Here is a 16349-nt window from a genome sequence, read left to right on the forward strand (position 1 = left end):
TTAATTTGCGGAGCGAAATAAAATTCATAAACTGCAAAGGACAAAAAAGAGATGGCAAAAAAAAGCTATCACTATCGCATCTAAGAAAACCATAGGGGGAACTAAGGGTGAATATTCTTGGATATTTTCAAAAAGTAGGTAAAGCACTAATGGTGCCAGTTGCAGTACTTCCTGCAGCGGCAATTTTAATGGGTATTGGCTATTGGGTTGATCCATCTGGTTGGGGTGCAAACTCAGCAATTGCTGCGTTCCTGATTAAAGCGGGCTCTTCAATTATCGATAACATGTCAGTATTGTTTGCAATTGGTGTTGCATACGGCATGTCAAAAGATAAAGACGGTGCAGCTGCACTAGCTGGTTTCGTTGGTTACACTGTTGTAACTACGTTGCTATCACCAGGATCAGTTGCAATGATCCAAGGTATCGACGCAAGTGCTGTTCCAGCCGCTTTTGCTAAGATTAATAACCAATTTGTTGGTATCTTGGTTGGTATCGTTTCTGCAGAAATCTATAACCGTTACTCTAACGTTGAATTGCATAAAACATTATCATTCTTCAGTGGTAAGCGTTTAATTCCAATTCTAACATCCGTTGCTGGTATCGCTATCGCAGCAGTATTACTGTTCGTATGGCCACTAGTTTACAACGGTCTTGTTAGCTTTGGTGAAAGTATCCAAGGTATGGGTGCAGCAGGTGCTGGTATCTATGCATTCTTTAACCGTCTATTGATTCCTGTTGGTCTTCACCACGCACTGAACTCAGTATTCTGGTTTGATGTTGCTGGTATTAACGACATTCCTAACTTCTTAAGTGGTCAAGGTGTTCCAGGTGTAACTGGTATGTATCAAGCGGGTTTTTACCCAGTAATGATGTTTGGTCTACCTGGTGCAGCATTAGCGATGTACCACACAGCGAAGCTTAAGAATAAAGAGCGTACAGCTTCATTATTAATTGCTGCTGGTTTTGCATCATTCTTCACTGGTGTTACTGAGCCACTAGAATTTGCATTCATGTTCCTTGCACCACCACTTTATGTTATCCACGCAGCATTAGCAGGTATCTCTGTATATATTGCAGCATCAATGCACTGGATGTCTGGTTTCGGTTTCTCTGCAGGTCTTGTCGACATGGTATTGTCAGCACGTAACCCATTAGCAGTTAACTGGTACATGTTGATTCTTCAAGGTATTGCATTCTTCGGTATTTACTATGGAATCTTCCGCTTTGCGATTATTAAGTTTAATCTTAAAACGCCAGGCCGTGAAGATGACGAAGCAGATGACAAATCATCAGTAAAAGGTTCAACTGAAACTGGTGAGTTAGCTAAGCAATACTTAAAAGCGCTTGGTGGTCACGGTAACCTAGAAAACATTGATGCTTGTATCACTCGTCTACGTCTTACACTAAAAGACAGTAGCCTAGCTGATGAAAAAACATTAAAAGCACTAGGTGCAATGGGTGTGGTTAAACTAGGTTCAAACAACCTACAAGTTATCCTTGGCCCTCTAGCTGAAATCGTTGCTGGCGAAATGAAAAAGATTCCAGCATCAGAAGATCTATCAGCAGTAAAACTTCCATAATTATTTAAATTCTTAAGTAATTAGGCGACACACGAAATACCGCAACACTTTTAATTAGACCGGTCCTGATATTTTAATTGTAAGATATCAAGATCGGCATTTTGAGTACCCAACTTTTGGGCTCTATATAGATTTTCCCTTCATTTTAAGGGATATCGGGAGAAAGGAATATTTCATGACTATTAAACTTACAGCGTTAGCATCTTTCATTGCACTAGCAGTAACTGGTTGTGCAACTCAAGGAAATGATGATGAGAAGGTTGTTAAAAATTTAGCTAATAACCTTGATGTTACTTATGAAATTGTTACTCAACACGGTGCAGAAGAAGGCCTACAGTGTAAGACGCTAGGCGCAGAGTGGGCATCTTGTGATCTAATTAATTTAACGCTGGAAAATAATGGCCCAGCAGTAACGGGGACTGACTGGAAAATTTATTTCAGCAGCATTCGCCAAATTCTTGAAGTTCAAAACGACCAATTTAAAGTTACACACGTAACAGGTGACCTTCATACATTAGAGCCAACAGACAAGTTTGATGGTTTTGCTGAAGGTGAGAAGGTTGTTATTCCTTACATTGGCGAATACTGGACACTTTTCGAAAATGACTACATGCCTCGTGCATACGTAACATCAGGTGATGCTGCGCCACAAACAATTAAGAGTACAGATTCAGCAGATCCAGGTGATTACTTGGTGCCACTTAAAGGTGACCAATTCAAGCGTGTTAAAGCCGATAATAACGTGCTTGCAACCGCTGAAACACGTTTTAATAAAAACCAAGATATCAATGTGTTAGCTACGACAGAAGTGGCTGCAACCATTGTTCCCACGCCATTAAGTACCAAGCTAACAGGCAACACTGTTTCATTAGCAAACGGCATTAAAATTGCTAACTTCACATTGCCAGCTGACATGATGGCTGCGGTGAATGAGCGTCTTGACGTACTGGGTGTTAATACTAAAGGTCAATACCCAGTAAAAGTAAGTCGTCTACCGGGTTCATTTGCTAAAGATCAGCAAATCGCTGGCGCTTACACATTGGATGTAACTCCTACAGGTGCAACTATTATTGGTTTTGATGACCAAGGTGCATTCTATGGCGTACAGTCACTGATCTCTCTAATGAGCACAGGTGCTAAAAATAGTATTCCTACATTAGAAGTTACTGATGCTCCACGTTTTGATTACCGTGGCGTGATGGTTGATGTGGGTCGTAACTTCCACTCAAAAGACGTTATTCTGCGTACGTTAGACCAAATGGCTGCGTACAAGATGAACAAATTCCACTTCCACCTATCTGATGATGAAGGTTGGCGTGTAGAGATTCCTGGTTTACCAGAACTGACTGACATTGGTAGTAAGCGTTGTCATGATCTATCTGAAACAACATGTCTGTTACCTCAATTAGGTTCAGGCCCAACGTCAGATACCGATGGCTCTGGTTACTACAGTAAGCAAGACTACTTAGATATTCTAAAATACGCGAAAGCACGTGGTATCGAAGTGATCCCTGAAATCGATATGCCAGCACACGCACGTGCAGCCGTGGTTGCGATGGAAGCGCGTTATAAACGTCTTGCTGCTGAAGGCAAGATGGATGAAGCGAACGAATACCGTTTGATGGATCCACAAGATACGTCAAATGTAACCACCGTACAGTTCTACGATAAGCGTAGTTTCATCAACCCATGTATGGATTCTTCTGTAAAGTTTGTAGATAAAGTTATTTCTGAACTTCAAGCTATGCATAAAGAAGCGGGTATGCCGCTAAATACATGGCACTTTGGTGGTGATGAAGCGAAAAACATTAAGTTAAACGCTGGTTTCCAAGACATTAATGCTGCCGATAAGACGGCTTGGACTGGTTCTATTGACCAATCTAAGCAAGATAAGCCGTACCAGAAATCACCAATGTGTCAGAAATTGATCGCAGAAGGTGTTGTGGCTGATTATGATCACCTACCAAGTCATTTTGCTGAGAAAATCAGTGAAGTCGTTAATGGTAAGGGCATTGAAAACTTCCAAGCATGGCAAGATGGCTTGAAGTATTCAAAAGATTCAAAAGCATTTGGTACTGATAATGTACGTGTAAACTTCTGGGACGTTCTGTACTGGGGCGGCGGTGCATCAGCTTATGAGTGGGCTGATAAAGGCTACGATGTTGTAGTATCAAACCCTGATTATGTTTACATGGATATGCCATATGAAGTAGATCCATCAGAGCGTGGCTACTACTGGGCAACACGTGCAACAGATACTCGTAAGATGTTTGGTTTTGCGCCAGAGAACTTACCACAAAATGCTGAAACATCACTTGACCGTGATGGCAATGGCTTTACAAGTAAAGGTACTGTGAAATCAAAAGGTTTCCATGGTCTTTCTGCTCAGCTTTGGAGTGAGACAGTAGGTAACGATAAGCAGTATGAATACATGGTGTTCCCTCGTGTATTAGCTGCTGCTGAACGTGCATGGCATAAAGGTGAGTGGGAAAATGAATACCAAGTAGGTGTTGAATATTCTCAAGATTCTAACCATGTAAACAAGAAAGCACTTCATAATGAATGGCAGCGTTTTGCTAACGTATTAGGTCAACGTGAACTTGCGAAACTTGATGCTGCGGGTATTCAATACCGCGTACCAGTACCTGGCGCTAAGATTGAAAACGGTAAACTTGCGATGAACGTAAGCATGCCAGGTCTGACACTACAGTACTCAACGGATGCAGGTAAAACATGGAACACTTATGATGCGAAAGCACAACCAAGTGTGACTGGCAAAGTTGAAATCCGCGCTGTAAGTGGTAATGGTAAACGTTTCAGTCGTGTAACAACACTGTAATCGACTAATAACAATGTAAGCTCTGATCATTATATGATCGCTTTATTGCCGACGATGGGATGACCATCGTCGGCTTTTTATTGTGCGTTATTAATTAAAATCACAACTATTGTTTGTTATAACTGCGTTTTTGATTTTTTGCATAGCGGCATTGAGGTATAGTGTAAAGTCATAGTTCATATTGATGAACTGTACATAATTCTCAATCCTGTAAGTACACGAGGTGTAATAGATGAGTGAATCTGAAGCTCGTCCAACTAACTTTATCCGTCAAATCATTGATACGGATTTAGCAAGTGGCAAACATACAAGCATACATACCCGATTCCCGCCAGAACCAAATGGTTATCTGCATATCGGTCATGCGAAATCTATTTGTTTGAACTTCGGTATTGCTCAGGACTATCAGGGTCAATGTAACTTACGTTTCGATGACACCAACCCTGAGAAAGAAGACATCGAATATGTTGAGTCTATTAAAAACGATGTTAACTGGTTAGGCTTTGAGTGGAGTGGTGAGATTTGTTATTCATCAAACTACTTTGATCAGCTTCACGGGTTTGCCATTGAATTAATTAATAAAGGCTTAGCATATGTTGATGAGCTAAGTCCTGAGCAAATGCGCGAATACCGCGGTACGTTAACGCAAGCGGGTAAACATAGTCCTTACCGCGATCGTAGTGTCGAAGAAAACTTAGCCTTATTTGAAAAAATGAAGAACGGCGAAGTTGAAGAAGGCAAAATGTGTCTACGTGCGAAAATCGACATGGCATCACCGTTTATGGTTATGCGTGATCCGGTTATTTACCGCGTTCGTTTTGCAAATCACCACCAGACGGGTGATAAGTGGTGCATTTACCCAATGTACGACTTTACGCATTGTATTTCTGATGCGTTAGAAGGCATTACGCATTCTATTTGTACGCTTGAGTTCATGGATAACCGTCGTTTATACGATTGGGTTCTTGAAAATATCACTATTGATTGCACACCACATCAGTATGAGTTTAGTCGTCTAAACCTTGAATATACTGTGATGTCTAAGCGTAAACTAAACCAACTTGTGACCGATAAACTTGTTAACGGTTGGGATGATCCACGTATGCCAACAATTTCTGGTTTACGTCGTCGCGGCTTTACACCGGGCTCTATGCGTGAATTCTGTAAGCGTATTGGTGTGACTAAGCAAGACAATACCATTGAAATTAGCTCACTAGAATCTTGTATTCGTGATGATCTAAATGAAAATGCACCTCGTGCAATGGCGGTTCTAGATCCCGTTAAAGTTGTGATTGAAAACTTTGATGGTGAGTCTGAAACATTAATGGTTGCTAATCACCCGAATAAACCAGAAATGGGTACGCGTGAAGTGCCATTTAGCCGTGAACTTTACATTGAGCGTGAAGACTTCCGCGAAGAAGCGAACAAGAAGTATAAGCGTTTAGTATTAGGTAAAGAAGTACGTCTACGTGGTGCATACGTGATTCAAGCTGAGCGTATTGAAAAAGACGCTGAAGGTAATATCACGACTATTTACTGTACTTACGATAAAGACACGCTAGGTAAAAACCCAGCTGACGGTCGTAAAGTGAAAGGTGTTATTCACTGGGTATCTGCACAAGCAGGTATTCCAGCAGAAATTCGTTTATACGATCGTCTATTTACTGTGCCAAATCCAGGTGCTGCAGAAGATTTCGTATCAGTGATTAACCCTGAATCGCTAACGGTATTGCACGGTTTTGTTGAGCCAGCATTGGTTGCAGCAGAAGCTGAAAAAGCATACCAGTTTGAGCGTATGGGCTATTTCTGTGCTGATAACAAAGATTCAAGAGCAGATCACTTAGTATTTAACCGTACTGTAGGTCTACGTGATACTTGGGCAAAAATTGGTGACTAATTAGTCGTTAATGTTTGCTAAAAAGCGCCTATTTCAGTAATGGAATAGGCGCTTTTTTTATGTCGTTAGGGTGTCAATTATTTACTTGAGGCAATGATATTTTGAGTAATGTCGCCGGCTAATTCATTATTAACAATATTAAATTTTATCAGCTTTTGTGATTGCTGAATCGCTTTAACGTCGTAGTTAAATTGGGCGTAAATATTTCCCCATTGATAACGAATAAATGTTTGGCCTGATTGTAAATGGGTATTGATTGTATATTCCGTGGCATAGCCTGCCATTTTGCCATTAACTGGGCGGTTTGGTGCATCGTGAGGAATACGGAATACAGTAGAATCTAGCTTAAGAATGCCATTTATAATGCTGGTTGGTTGTTTCAAGTGCTTTGAAAAGTATGTGGCATGAACAAAACGATCTTCAGGATTTGTATTACCCCCCGTTCCTAAGTTTGTTTGGCTCCATTGCGCATCTTGTTCTCCCCAGCCACGTGCTGAGCGTTGAATATTTGCAAGGTGTTGAGCATAACCTGGTTGATTTGTCATTACGGTGTATTGTCTACCATGCCAAATTTGTGGTTTGCCATCGCGCCATTCAATAATTGCACTATCACCGGTTGGATCTTGAACTGAAATATGAAGTGCAATCCGTACTGGAATGCCTTTGATAAGCTCTTCAATCGGTGGTGTATCTTTGATGGCTGCTACTAATTCATTAACGTCTTTATATTGTGATAATAGGTGACGTAAGTACGTTATTGCCCCTGCTTTTTGTTGCGGGTTTGATTTACCTAAATCCATCTCGGCATCATAAAGAACATTTCCGCTTAATCCTTGTGAATTAATACCATCCATAACAATGCCATAGGCGGTTATTCCGGTAACGGCATATTTAGCATTAACATTATTTAATTGACTTAAATGGGTGGAATATTCAGAGCCTTGAGGGAAATTGACTAATGTCGGTTGGGTTGATTCTGACCAGTCCATGGTACGAGCAACAAAGGTACCTTGATCTTGAGTTTGCCATAAAACACGAGTGCAGGCATTGGTAACCGATGACATAGAGCCTAAAGATAAAGCAGTGATTAGAGCGACAGTTAATGAATTCGATTTCATGATTAATTCCCTATATAAGTAACTAACTGATATATATGTAATTAACCATTATTTGTCACGCAATCAATTGTAACGTTATTTGAATCGTGATGTGGGTCGCGACAAAGATTGAGTGATAAAAAAACCAGTGATACTGATCACTGGTTTTTAGGGCGAAAATAACTAGTCATTGTTATTTTTCGTCGTGTAACGTTTCATCGGCATTACAATCGCCATCCATGCAATGACCGTATAGGTACAAGCTATGGTTTGTTAAACGAACATTGTAGCGTGCCGCGATGTCTTTCTGGCGTTGCTCAATCATTTCGTCTGAAAATTCAATTACTTTACCACAATCAAGACAAACGAGATGATCATGATGATGTTGAGTGGCTAATTCGAATACCGATTTACCACCTTCAAAATGGTGACGAGTTACAATACCTGCATCATCAAATTGGTTAAGGACACGGTAAACGGTCGCAAGGCCAATTTCTTCACCGATATCGATGAGTTTTTTATACAGGTCTTCAGCACTGATGTGTTGGCAATCAGGTTGTTGAAGCACTTCTAAAATCTTAAGACGAGGAAGTGTTACTTTAAGACCAGCTTGCTTTAGCGCGTGATTATTATCTGACATCCGATTTTCCTGTTGGCTAGCTGCAAAAATGTTGCAGTAGTCTTTCTCATATAGATTCATTATAAGTGACGCAACGATAACAATAAACCTTAAAAGGTCAGTTATCTAGCAGAAGTGTTACTTTTATTTTTCTTGTCGATTTGTAACGAAAATGTAAATAAATGCATCATCATACCAGTTTATATAGTGTGTTGTCTTGTTTGATTACTATAAGGTAAGTTTGGTTAAGCTGTCGTTAAACTTATGGTTTTTATTTTTAGGGTTTAGCCATTGAATGAGCGAATTGATAAATTTTTGTTATCGTTGATTACTATTGAAATTATAGCGGTAGGTAAGAATATGTAGCGGAATGTTATTGTCTGAAGCCGTAATATATTTGATAAAAATAAAAAACGCGCCATTAAAGCGCGTTCTTATTGGATTGCTGCTAGTGATTAGTCAGCAAGTTCAGCTAGGCACATTTCATCAAAGATTTGATTAACCCATTGCTCAACACGTGGTGCTGTTAGCTCTGGTTGACGGTCTTCATCAATACATAAGCCAACGAAGTTTGCATCATCAACTAATGCTTTTGATGCTTCAAACTCATAACCAGCAGTTGAGAAATTACCAACAATTGTGCCGCCTTTACTTTCAACGATGTCACGCACAGTGCCCATTGCATCACAGAAGTATTCTGCGTAATCTTCTTGGTCACCACAACCAAAGATAGCCACAAGTTTAGTTGAAAAATCAACTTGCTCTAGCTCTGGGAAAAAGTCATCCCAATCACACTGTGGTTCACCATAATACCAAGTAGGAATACCTAGTAGTATCAGATCAAAGTTGTCGATATCTTCTTTACTACTTTTCGCGATATCTTTTACTTCAACTAGCTTGCTACCTAGTTGCTTCTGAATCATTTTAGCGACAGCTTCGGTATTACCGGTGTCGCTACCAAAGAAGAGTCCAACGCTCGCCATAGTAGATATTACCCATATTAAATTGTTAACTGCTTTTGGGCAGTTTACAGAAATCAGTATAAACGACACAATGATAATTACTTTTTGATGGCGATTTGATGTTTTTTCGCCCAAATATCATCATTGTTTATTGTAGCCCTACATCATAAGGGCATGATAGCTCATAGTTAATGACGTTAGCTTACTTAGTGGTCGCTTTCATTGCATTACTCTAGAGCAGAAGATAGCAATAAGTCTTATCGGATTGCTATCAAACCTTTACGGACTATATCACAGTAGAGTAAGGGATTTAATAGTTAGTCCTGTAGTCTACTGTAGTTAACCATCAATTATAATGGCGTATTATTTTAGTTTATTGGTCCAAAAATTGATTAATAATTCGATTAACCGTTTCGGATTTCTCCGCATGAAGCCAATGACCTGTATTCGCTACCACATGTGCTTTGGCGTTTGGAAACTGTGCCATGATCGCATCACGGTATTGAGGTTCAATATAATCAGAGAGTTGACCTTTGATAAATAAAGTTTTACCTGTGAATGGTTGCGAAGCTGGGTGCCAGCCCATGATTGTGGCGTAATTAGCAATCAAGCCTTCAACATTAAATCGCCATTGGTAACCTGTTTCTGTTTTTACTAACGATTTTAATAAAAACTGTCGTACGCCAGCATCATTGATAAAACGTGCTAAATACTGTTCTGCTTCACTGCGTTTAGTGATTAAATGACGATTAACTTCACGTAAGCCATCAAATACGTTTTGATGACGGTGGCCTTGATAGGCGACGGGAGCCATATCGAGAACAACGAGGTGATGGATACGTTGAGGGATTAAGGCCGTTAATGCCATCGCAACTTTAGCACCCATTGAATGCCCAACCACATCAAACTGTTCAATGGCTAAATGATCAAGCGTATCAATAATATCTTGAGCAAGATCTTGATAGCTGAATAGATCGTTGTGCGGAGATAAACCATGGTTACGAAGATCGACGCTGATCACGTGATAATGATGTTTTAATTCTCGGGCTAAAAGACCAAGATTATCTGCGCTGCCGAACAAACCATGGATCAAAACGATCGTTTTACCCTTGCCCTCAGCACGAAAATGAAGATTCATTGGCTATTTTCTCTAGTTAGGTGTGGTATTTACCATAGAGTATAACCTCGGATCAGGCTATAATCGTACCCAGAATTTTAAACGGAATGATAATGAATAATACCATGAAGACTATTGAGGTAGACGAAGAGCTATATCGTTATATCGCTAGCCAAACTCAACATATTGGTGAAAGCGCTTCTGATATTTTACGTCGCTTGCTTATGGTGCCAGAAGAGCAATTGCAGCAACCTGCAGTTGTGATGCCTGTTCGTCCTAAAGGCATTGTTGTGAGCAGAGATGCTGGTAATGAGCCGACCATAGATCGCGTTAAAGAAATGCGTACTGTGTTAATTTCAGATGAATTTGCGGCACAAGAAAAAGCCATTGGCCGTTTTATGCTGATCTTATCTTCTCTTTATCGTATTGATGCTGACGGTTTCGCTGAAGCAGCGGCAATTAAAGGACGTACACGCGTTTATTTTGCCCATGATGAAGAAACATTGCTCACCAGTGGTAAAACAACAAAACCAAAAGCTATTCCAACCACCCCATTTTGGGTGATCACAAATACTAATACCGATAGAAAGCGTCAAATGATTGACCAATTAATGACGAAGATGGGGTTTAGTTCTGATATTATTGATAAAGTTTGTGGTGAAATTTAATCACTATTGAGTTTTTACAAGGATAAGACAATGGCAATCCATCCACGTGCGGGTCAACGCGCTCAGCAAGAAGATATGCATAATATTCCAGCACTAGTTGCTAATTATTTTCTGATTGAGCCAACTATTACTGATCCGCTACAAAAGGTAGCATTTGGTACTTCTGGACATCGTGGTACTGCTGATAAAGGTACTTTTAATCAGCATCATATTTGGGCTATTGCTCAAGCGATTGCTGAAGTTCGTCTAGCAAATGGTTTAACTGGACCGCTATTTTTAGGTAAGGATACTCATGCTTTATCTGAGCCAGCGTTCACTTCAACATTAGAAGTGCTAGTAGCGAATAACGTGAAAGTAGTAGTACAAGAAGGGTTAGGTTACACACCAACGCCTGGCATTTCTCATGCTATTCTTTGCCACAATAAAGCACATGCAGATAAAGCAGACGGCATTGTCATTACTCCATCGCATAATCCACCACAAGATGGCGGTATTAAGTATAACCCTGTTCACGGCGGTCCAGCTGAAAGTGAGTTAACTACTGCTATTGAGCAACGTGCAAATGATATTATTGCGAATGGTATGGTTGACGTAAAGCGTGTGTCAATTGCTGACGCTTTTGCTTCTGAACTTGTTGTACAACAAGATTTAGTGGCACCTTATGTTGCTGATTTAGCAAATGTTATTGATATTGAAGCAATTCAAAAAGCAAACTTAAAGCTAGGTGTTGATCCTCTTGGTGGTTCTGGTATCGAATACTGGCGTCAGATTGCTCAATATTATGCATTAGACCTAACGTTAGTAAATGAATCTATCGATCCATCGTTCCGTTTCATGTCATTAGATAAAGACGGTGTTGTACGTATGGACTGTTCATCACCTTATGCTATGGCAGGTTTACTTGCTTATAAAGATAACTATGATTTAGCGTTTGGTAATGACCCTGATTACGATCGTCACGGTATCGTAACACCTGCTGGTTTGATGAATCCTAATCATTACCTTGCCGTTTGTATCGATTATTTATTCCGTCACCGTAGTGAGTGGAGTAAAAATGTTGCTGTTGGTAAAACATTAGTATCAAGTGCATTAATTGACCGTGTTGTTGCAGCACTAGGTCGTGAATTAGTTGAAGTGCCTGTTGGCTTTAAATGGTTTGTTGATGGCTTATACAACGGTACTTTGGGCTTTGGCGGCGAAGAAAGTGCGGGAGCTTCTTTCTTACGTAAAGATGGTACGCCTTGGTCAACCGATAAAGACGGTATTCTTTTGTGTCTACTTGCTGCAGAAATTACAGCGGTAACAGGTAAGAACCCACAACAATACTACGATGAACTTGCTGCTAAATTCGGTAGTTCAGAATATGCACGCTTACAAGCTGTTGCTAATAAAGAACAAAAAGCAGTGTTAAGCAAGTTATCTCCAGAAATGGTTGCTGCTGAAACATTGGCAGGCGAACCTATTCTTGCTCGACTAACACATGCTCCAGGTAATGGTGCAGCGATTGGTGGCTTGAAAGTAACGACCGAAAACGGTTGGTTTGCAGCTCGCCCATCGGGTACAGAAGATATTTATAAAATTTATTGTGAAAGCTTTAAAGGTAAAGAGCATCTAGCCCTTATCGAAAAAGAAGCACAAGATATTGTAAGTAAAGTCTTTAGTGATGCTGGTTTATAATAACTTAGCGCCATAACGGATAATACATTCGAAAAACGCCCTAATTACTCTCTTCATTATTGAAAGAGTATTAGGGCGTTTTTTTATAGCTCACGATTATGCTGAGGCCAATGGTTTGGCACAATAAACCAAACGGTATCATTATTATCGACTGCTTGCGTCGGTACCATAATTTGAGTGATATCAAGTGTTGTTGTTAATTGAGAAAAAGAGGGGGGCGCAATCCATTGTCGTTTTTCTAATGCGCGCAAAGTCAGTGCTGATGCTTGTGAACAATAACACCAATGACCTTTGAGGCTGGTGGGGTTTATTACCATAGCGGAGCCTGATTGAGCCTCTGGCCACGCATTAAATAAGCGGCCTTGCATAATTAATCGACGCTGTGTTGGCAGAGGATAGTCGAGATGGCTAAAGGCAGGGTGGGTAGTTAATTGGAGTTGATGATTCCGCATTCTATTTGTTTTTTTATCTAAATTATCGTTAGCGTTTGGACCCGGCCATTGGTGCTGGAAGCTTAAATAAAATTTGATAGCGACTTCCCAATGTTCAATTTCATTATTGCCATGGTTATGGACTAAAAAATCAATGGCACCGACAGTCTGGTGTTGCCACTGTAATTGAATTTCTTCACCAATAAGGCTGTAATCGGGATGATGGATAATTAACTGTTGCCATAACCATTGATAATAAAAGCCTAAACGTGTATTACCGTGGTAATGAACATTGGTTGGAATAATAGCCTTTTTTGAAAATTGGTGTAGCCATTGGTTACTCATCGCGTAATCACAGGTGGTCACAAGATTAGGCATCGTCAATAACATATGAAAGTCAGCCGTTGTTTGATGATAAAAATCATGATTCTGTAACATATTGACATATTCCTTAAGGTAAACGTTTTCTTTATTGTTATTGGCTAATCATTGACCTGATTTCTGTAGTATTCATTCATTTATTGGATTAAAGTACCAATAGGTTTATAAAAGCAGGAGCTAGCAATGTACACTCAATTTTCTATGGCGAATATTATCTCTCGTCGTATTTATACGATTTTATTAGGTTTCGTCTGTTTCCCGGTGCTGCTTTTTATTCCTATTAATAAACGTACACGGTTTACGAGTTATATGTACCGCTGCTGGTCACAGACGAGCACGAAGCCATTATGGTTGTCACGACTTGAACATGGTACTTCACGTCGTTAGCTGATTTATTTAGTATGACAATTTGTTGTTGAAAAAGCTGCCAATGGCGGCTTTTTTTGTATTTATAATAAGATAAGCATTGTGAGTGATTGATGTTGTTGATTGAGATTGTCACTAAAGGCTGATATTTTTTGAATAAGATGTTGTAGAGTCAATAGCATAACGTTATTAAAAAAGGTTGGACAATGAATAATCTTAAATTAGAAGCTTTGTTAAATGATTTTTTATCACCACAATTGATGAAAGATTATTGTCCTAATGGATTACAAGTAGAAGGTAAGACTGAGGTCAACAAGGTCATCACTGGGGTTACTGCTTGTCAGGCATTGATTGATCGTGCAATTGCCGAACATGCAGATGCTATTCTCGTTCATCATGGTTTTTTCTGGAAAGGTGAGGCTGCTGAAATTCGAGGAATGAAGTATCGTCGTATTAAGGCTTTGATTGAAAATGGAATTAATCTTTATGCCTATCATTTACCGCTTGATGTTCATTCGCAGGTGGGGAATAACGTTCAGTTAGCGCAGCGTCTTGGATTAGATATTAGTGGTGGATTAGAAATTAATAACCCTCGTTCAATTGCTATTTATGGTGAACTTGATACGCCATTAACAGGGGAAGAGTTTGCAGCGCGTATTGCGATGGCATTGCAACGTGAACCACTACATATTGGTGATAATGCACCCGCTTTAATCAAAAAAGTTGGTTGGTGTACTGGCGGTGGTCAAGATTATATTGAACTTGCGGTAGAGCAAGGTTGTGATGCGTTTATTTCTGGTGAAGTATCAGAGCGTACAACCCATATTGCACGTGAACTTGGTATTCATTATTTTGCCGCTGGGCACCATGCAACAGAACGTTATGGGGTTAAAGCATTAGGTGAATGGCTAGCGAAAGAACATGGTTGTGATGTTGAATTTATTGATATCAATAACCCAGTGTAACTAATTACTTTGATATAATTGGTAATTATACTGTTGTTTTTTAAGTGTAAAAAAGGTTGAGCTTTAGTCTCAACCTTTTTATTTTCTCGAACCTCGAACCTCGAACCTCGAACCTCGAACCTCGAACCTCGAACCTCGAACCTCAGTTACTCACGTTCATGGAGAGGTTTAAACTCTCGTTGTGAATAACCCGTATAAAGCTGACGTGGACGACCAATTCGATTCGTTGGATCACTGTGCATTTCGTTCCAATGCGCAATCCAACCAATAACACGTGACATCGCAAAAATAACCGTAAACATTGATACTGGAATACCAATCGCTTTGAGAATAATACCCGAATAGAAATCAACGTTCGGATATAGTTTCTTACTGACAAAATATTCATCTGACAGTGCGATACGTTCAAGTTCCATCGCTACATCAAGTAATGGATCATCAATTTTAAGTTCTTCAAGTACTTCGTGACAGGCTTCGCGCATCACTGTTGCACGTGGATCGTAGTTTTTATATACCCGATGGCCAAAGCCCATTAAACGGAATGGGTCATCTTTATCTTTGGCTCGCTCAATAAACTCAGGAATATTGTCTACGCTACCAATCTCTTCCAGCATTTTTAGACATGCTTCGTTGGCACCGCCGTGAGCTGGCCCCCAAAGAGAAGCAATACCTGCTGCAATACAAGCAAATGGATTCGCACCTGAAGAGCCGGCTAAACGAACGGTTGATGTTGATGCGTTTTGTTCATGATCGGCATGAAGGGTGAAAATTTTATCCATTGCGCGTGACACAACTGGGCTGACTTCATATTCCTCACATGGCGTAGCAAACATCATATGAAGGAAGTTTTCAGCGTAATCGAGATCATTACGAGGATAAATAAAAGGCTGGCCAGTGGTGTATTTATGACACATTGAGGCCAAGGTTGGCATTTTAGACAATAATCTAAAGGCGGTTATTTCACGGTGAAGATCATTATTGATATCTAATGAATCATGGTAGAACGCTGATAAAGCTCCGACGACGCCACACATAATTGCCATTGGGTGGGCATCACGGCGAAAGCCATGGAAGAAACTTGCGATTTGCTCATGCACCATGGTGTGGCGAGTAACTGTAGTACGAAATTGTTCATACTCAGCACGGGTAGGGACTTCACCATATAACAGAACGTAACAGACTTCTAAGTAATCAGCATTATTCGCTAATTGATCGATAGGAAAACCACGATGTAGCAGAATTCCTTTATCGCCATCAATATACGTGATTTGAGATTCACATGAGGCTGTCGCTAGAAAACCTGGATCAAATGTAAAAAAACCGTTTGCGCCTAGTTTTCGCACATCGATTACATCTTGGCCCTCTGAGCCCTCGATAATCGGCAGTTCGATAGGTGCTTTCCCTTCTATATGAAGAGTAGCTTTCTTATCTGCCATAACAATCTCCTTTGTTATTTGTAGAATCCTGAATCCGAAACGGATGTATATTTGTTGTACCGCTCGGTGAAGCAATTGTCAATTTTTGTATTCATCAATGTGCGCTTGTTAATAACTTTTCTATATTTGTACTTTTTTTGTGAACTTGGTGTGTAATATATTGTAACTGAGTTTGTTTTTGAATGTTACGCTAGGTATAGTTACGTTGATATTTGGTTGTGATATAGATGAATAGTTGTTAATAAACTGCGCAAGGAATGCGGTTGAAAGACAAAGCGATTATATTGCTCAACACTTTGCTTTTAATGGTAACG

The 16349-nt window shown here is 40.0% G+C and carries 13 protein-coding genes; 7 read left to right on the forward strand and 6 right to left on the reverse strand.

Translation table 11 applies throughout. From position 1 onward, the window contains the following. Positions 1 to 107 precede the first annotated feature (107 nt). From nagE to glnS, 3 genes are all read left to right on the forward strand, one after another. The gene (gene nagE, locus C9I86_RS00735) at positions 108 to 1580 is read left to right on the forward strand and encodes an N-acetylglucosamine-specific PTS transporter subunit IIBC (RefSeq protein ID WP_080156863.1); all 1473 of its coding nucleotides are present in this window, start codon (positions 108 to 110) and stop codon (positions 1578 to 1580) included. A 175-nt stretch (positions 1581 to 1755) separates the two neighbouring features. Beyond that, on the forward strand, positions 1756 to 4419 hold the full coding sequence (locus C9I86_RS00740) for a beta-N-acetylhexosaminidase (protein ID WP_107275350.1): 2664 nt from the start codon (positions 1756 to 1758) through the stop codon (positions 4417 to 4419). A 232-nt stretch (positions 4420 to 4651) separates the two neighbouring features. Then, positions 4652 to 6316, forward strand: coding sequence for a glutamine--tRNA ligase (gene glnS, locus C9I86_RS00745; protein WP_107275351.1), 1665 nt, complete (start codon positions 4652 to 4654; stop codon positions 6314 to 6316). A 77-nt stretch (positions 6317 to 6393) separates the two neighbouring features. On the opposite strand, the gene C9I86_RS00750 is transcribed toward glnS, so the two are convergent. From C9I86_RS00750 to C9I86_RS00765, 4 genes are all read right to left on the reverse strand, one after another. After that, positions 6394 to 7434, reverse strand: a complete 1041-nt coding sequence (locus C9I86_RS00750; RefSeq protein WP_107275352.1) for a linear amide C-N hydrolase — start codon at positions 7432 to 7434, stop codon at positions 6394 to 6396. Positions 7435 to 7606: 172 nt separating this feature from the next. Continuing rightward, entirely contained in the window at positions 7607 to 8053 is a 447-nt protein-coding gene (gene fur, locus C9I86_RS00755) for a ferric iron uptake transcriptional regulator (protein ID WP_080156859.1), read from the reverse strand. A 434-nt stretch (positions 8054 to 8487) separates the two neighbouring features. Next, entirely contained in the window at positions 8488 to 9015 is a 528-nt protein-coding gene (gene fldA / locus C9I86_RS00760) for a flavodoxin FldA (RefSeq protein ID WP_045072059.1), read from the reverse strand. 352 nt (positions 9016 to 9367) lie between these two features. Then, a complete protein-coding gene (locus tag C9I86_RS00765; protein WP_107275353.1) occupies positions 9368 to 10132 on the reverse strand; it encodes an alpha/beta fold hydrolase in 765 nt (254 codons plus the stop codon). 104 nt (positions 10133 to 10236) lie between these two features. Between C9I86_RS00765 and seqA the strand changes: the two genes are divergently transcribed. Both seqA and pgm read left to right on the forward strand, forming a co-directional pair. After that, complete coding sequence (seqA, locus tag C9I86_RS00770) at positions 10237 to 10779, forward strand: replication initiation negative regulator SeqA (RefSeq protein ID WP_080157181.1); 543 nt, start codon at positions 10237 to 10239, stop codon at positions 10777 to 10779. A 30-nt stretch (positions 10780 to 10809) separates the two neighbouring features. Then, positions 10810 to 12456, forward strand: coding sequence for a phosphoglucomutase (alpha-D-glucose-1,6-bisphosphate-dependent) (gene pgm, locus C9I86_RS00775; protein WP_080156857.1), 1647 nt, complete (start codon positions 10810 to 10812; stop codon positions 12454 to 12456). 83 nt (positions 12457 to 12539) lie between these two features. On the opposite strand, the gene C9I86_RS00780 is transcribed toward pgm, so the two are convergent. After that, positions 12540 to 13325 (reverse strand): DUF1853 family protein, encoded by a 786-nt coding sequence (locus C9I86_RS00780; protein WP_107275354.1) that lies wholly within the window; start codon positions 13323 to 13325, stop codon positions 12540 to 12542. A gap of 126 nt (positions 13326 to 13451) precedes the next feature. Here C9I86_RS00780 and C9I86_RS00785 point away from each other — a divergent pair, with 126 nt between their 5' ends. Both C9I86_RS00785 and C9I86_RS00790 read left to right on the forward strand, forming a co-directional pair. Then, a complete protein-coding gene (locus tag C9I86_RS00785) occupies positions 13452 to 13655 on the forward strand; it encodes a DUF2517 family protein (RefSeq protein ID WP_080156855.1) in 204 nt (67 codons plus the stop codon). Positions 13656 to 13840: 185 nt separating this feature from the next. After that, a complete protein-coding gene (locus C9I86_RS00790) occupies positions 13841 to 14599 on the forward strand; it encodes a Nif3-like dinuclear metal center hexameric protein (RefSeq protein WP_080156854.1) in 759 nt (252 codons plus the stop codon). Positions 14600 to 14745: 146 nt separating this feature from the next. Here C9I86_RS00790 and C9I86_RS00795 read toward each other — a convergent pair whose 3' ends face one another. Next, positions 14746 to 16035 carry a citrate synthase gene (locus tag C9I86_RS00795; protein ID WP_080156853.1) on the reverse strand — a complete coding sequence of 430 codons (1290 nt, stop codon included), beginning with the start codon at positions 16033 to 16035 and terminating at the stop codon, positions 14746 to 14748. Positions 16036 to 16349 lie beyond the last annotated feature (314 nt).

It is taken from the genome of Photobacterium sp. NCIMB 13483 (assembly GCF_003025475.1).
GTDB classification, from domain to species: domain Bacteria; phylum Pseudomonadota; class Gammaproteobacteria; order Enterobacterales; family Vibrionaceae; genus Photobacterium; species Photobacterium piscicola.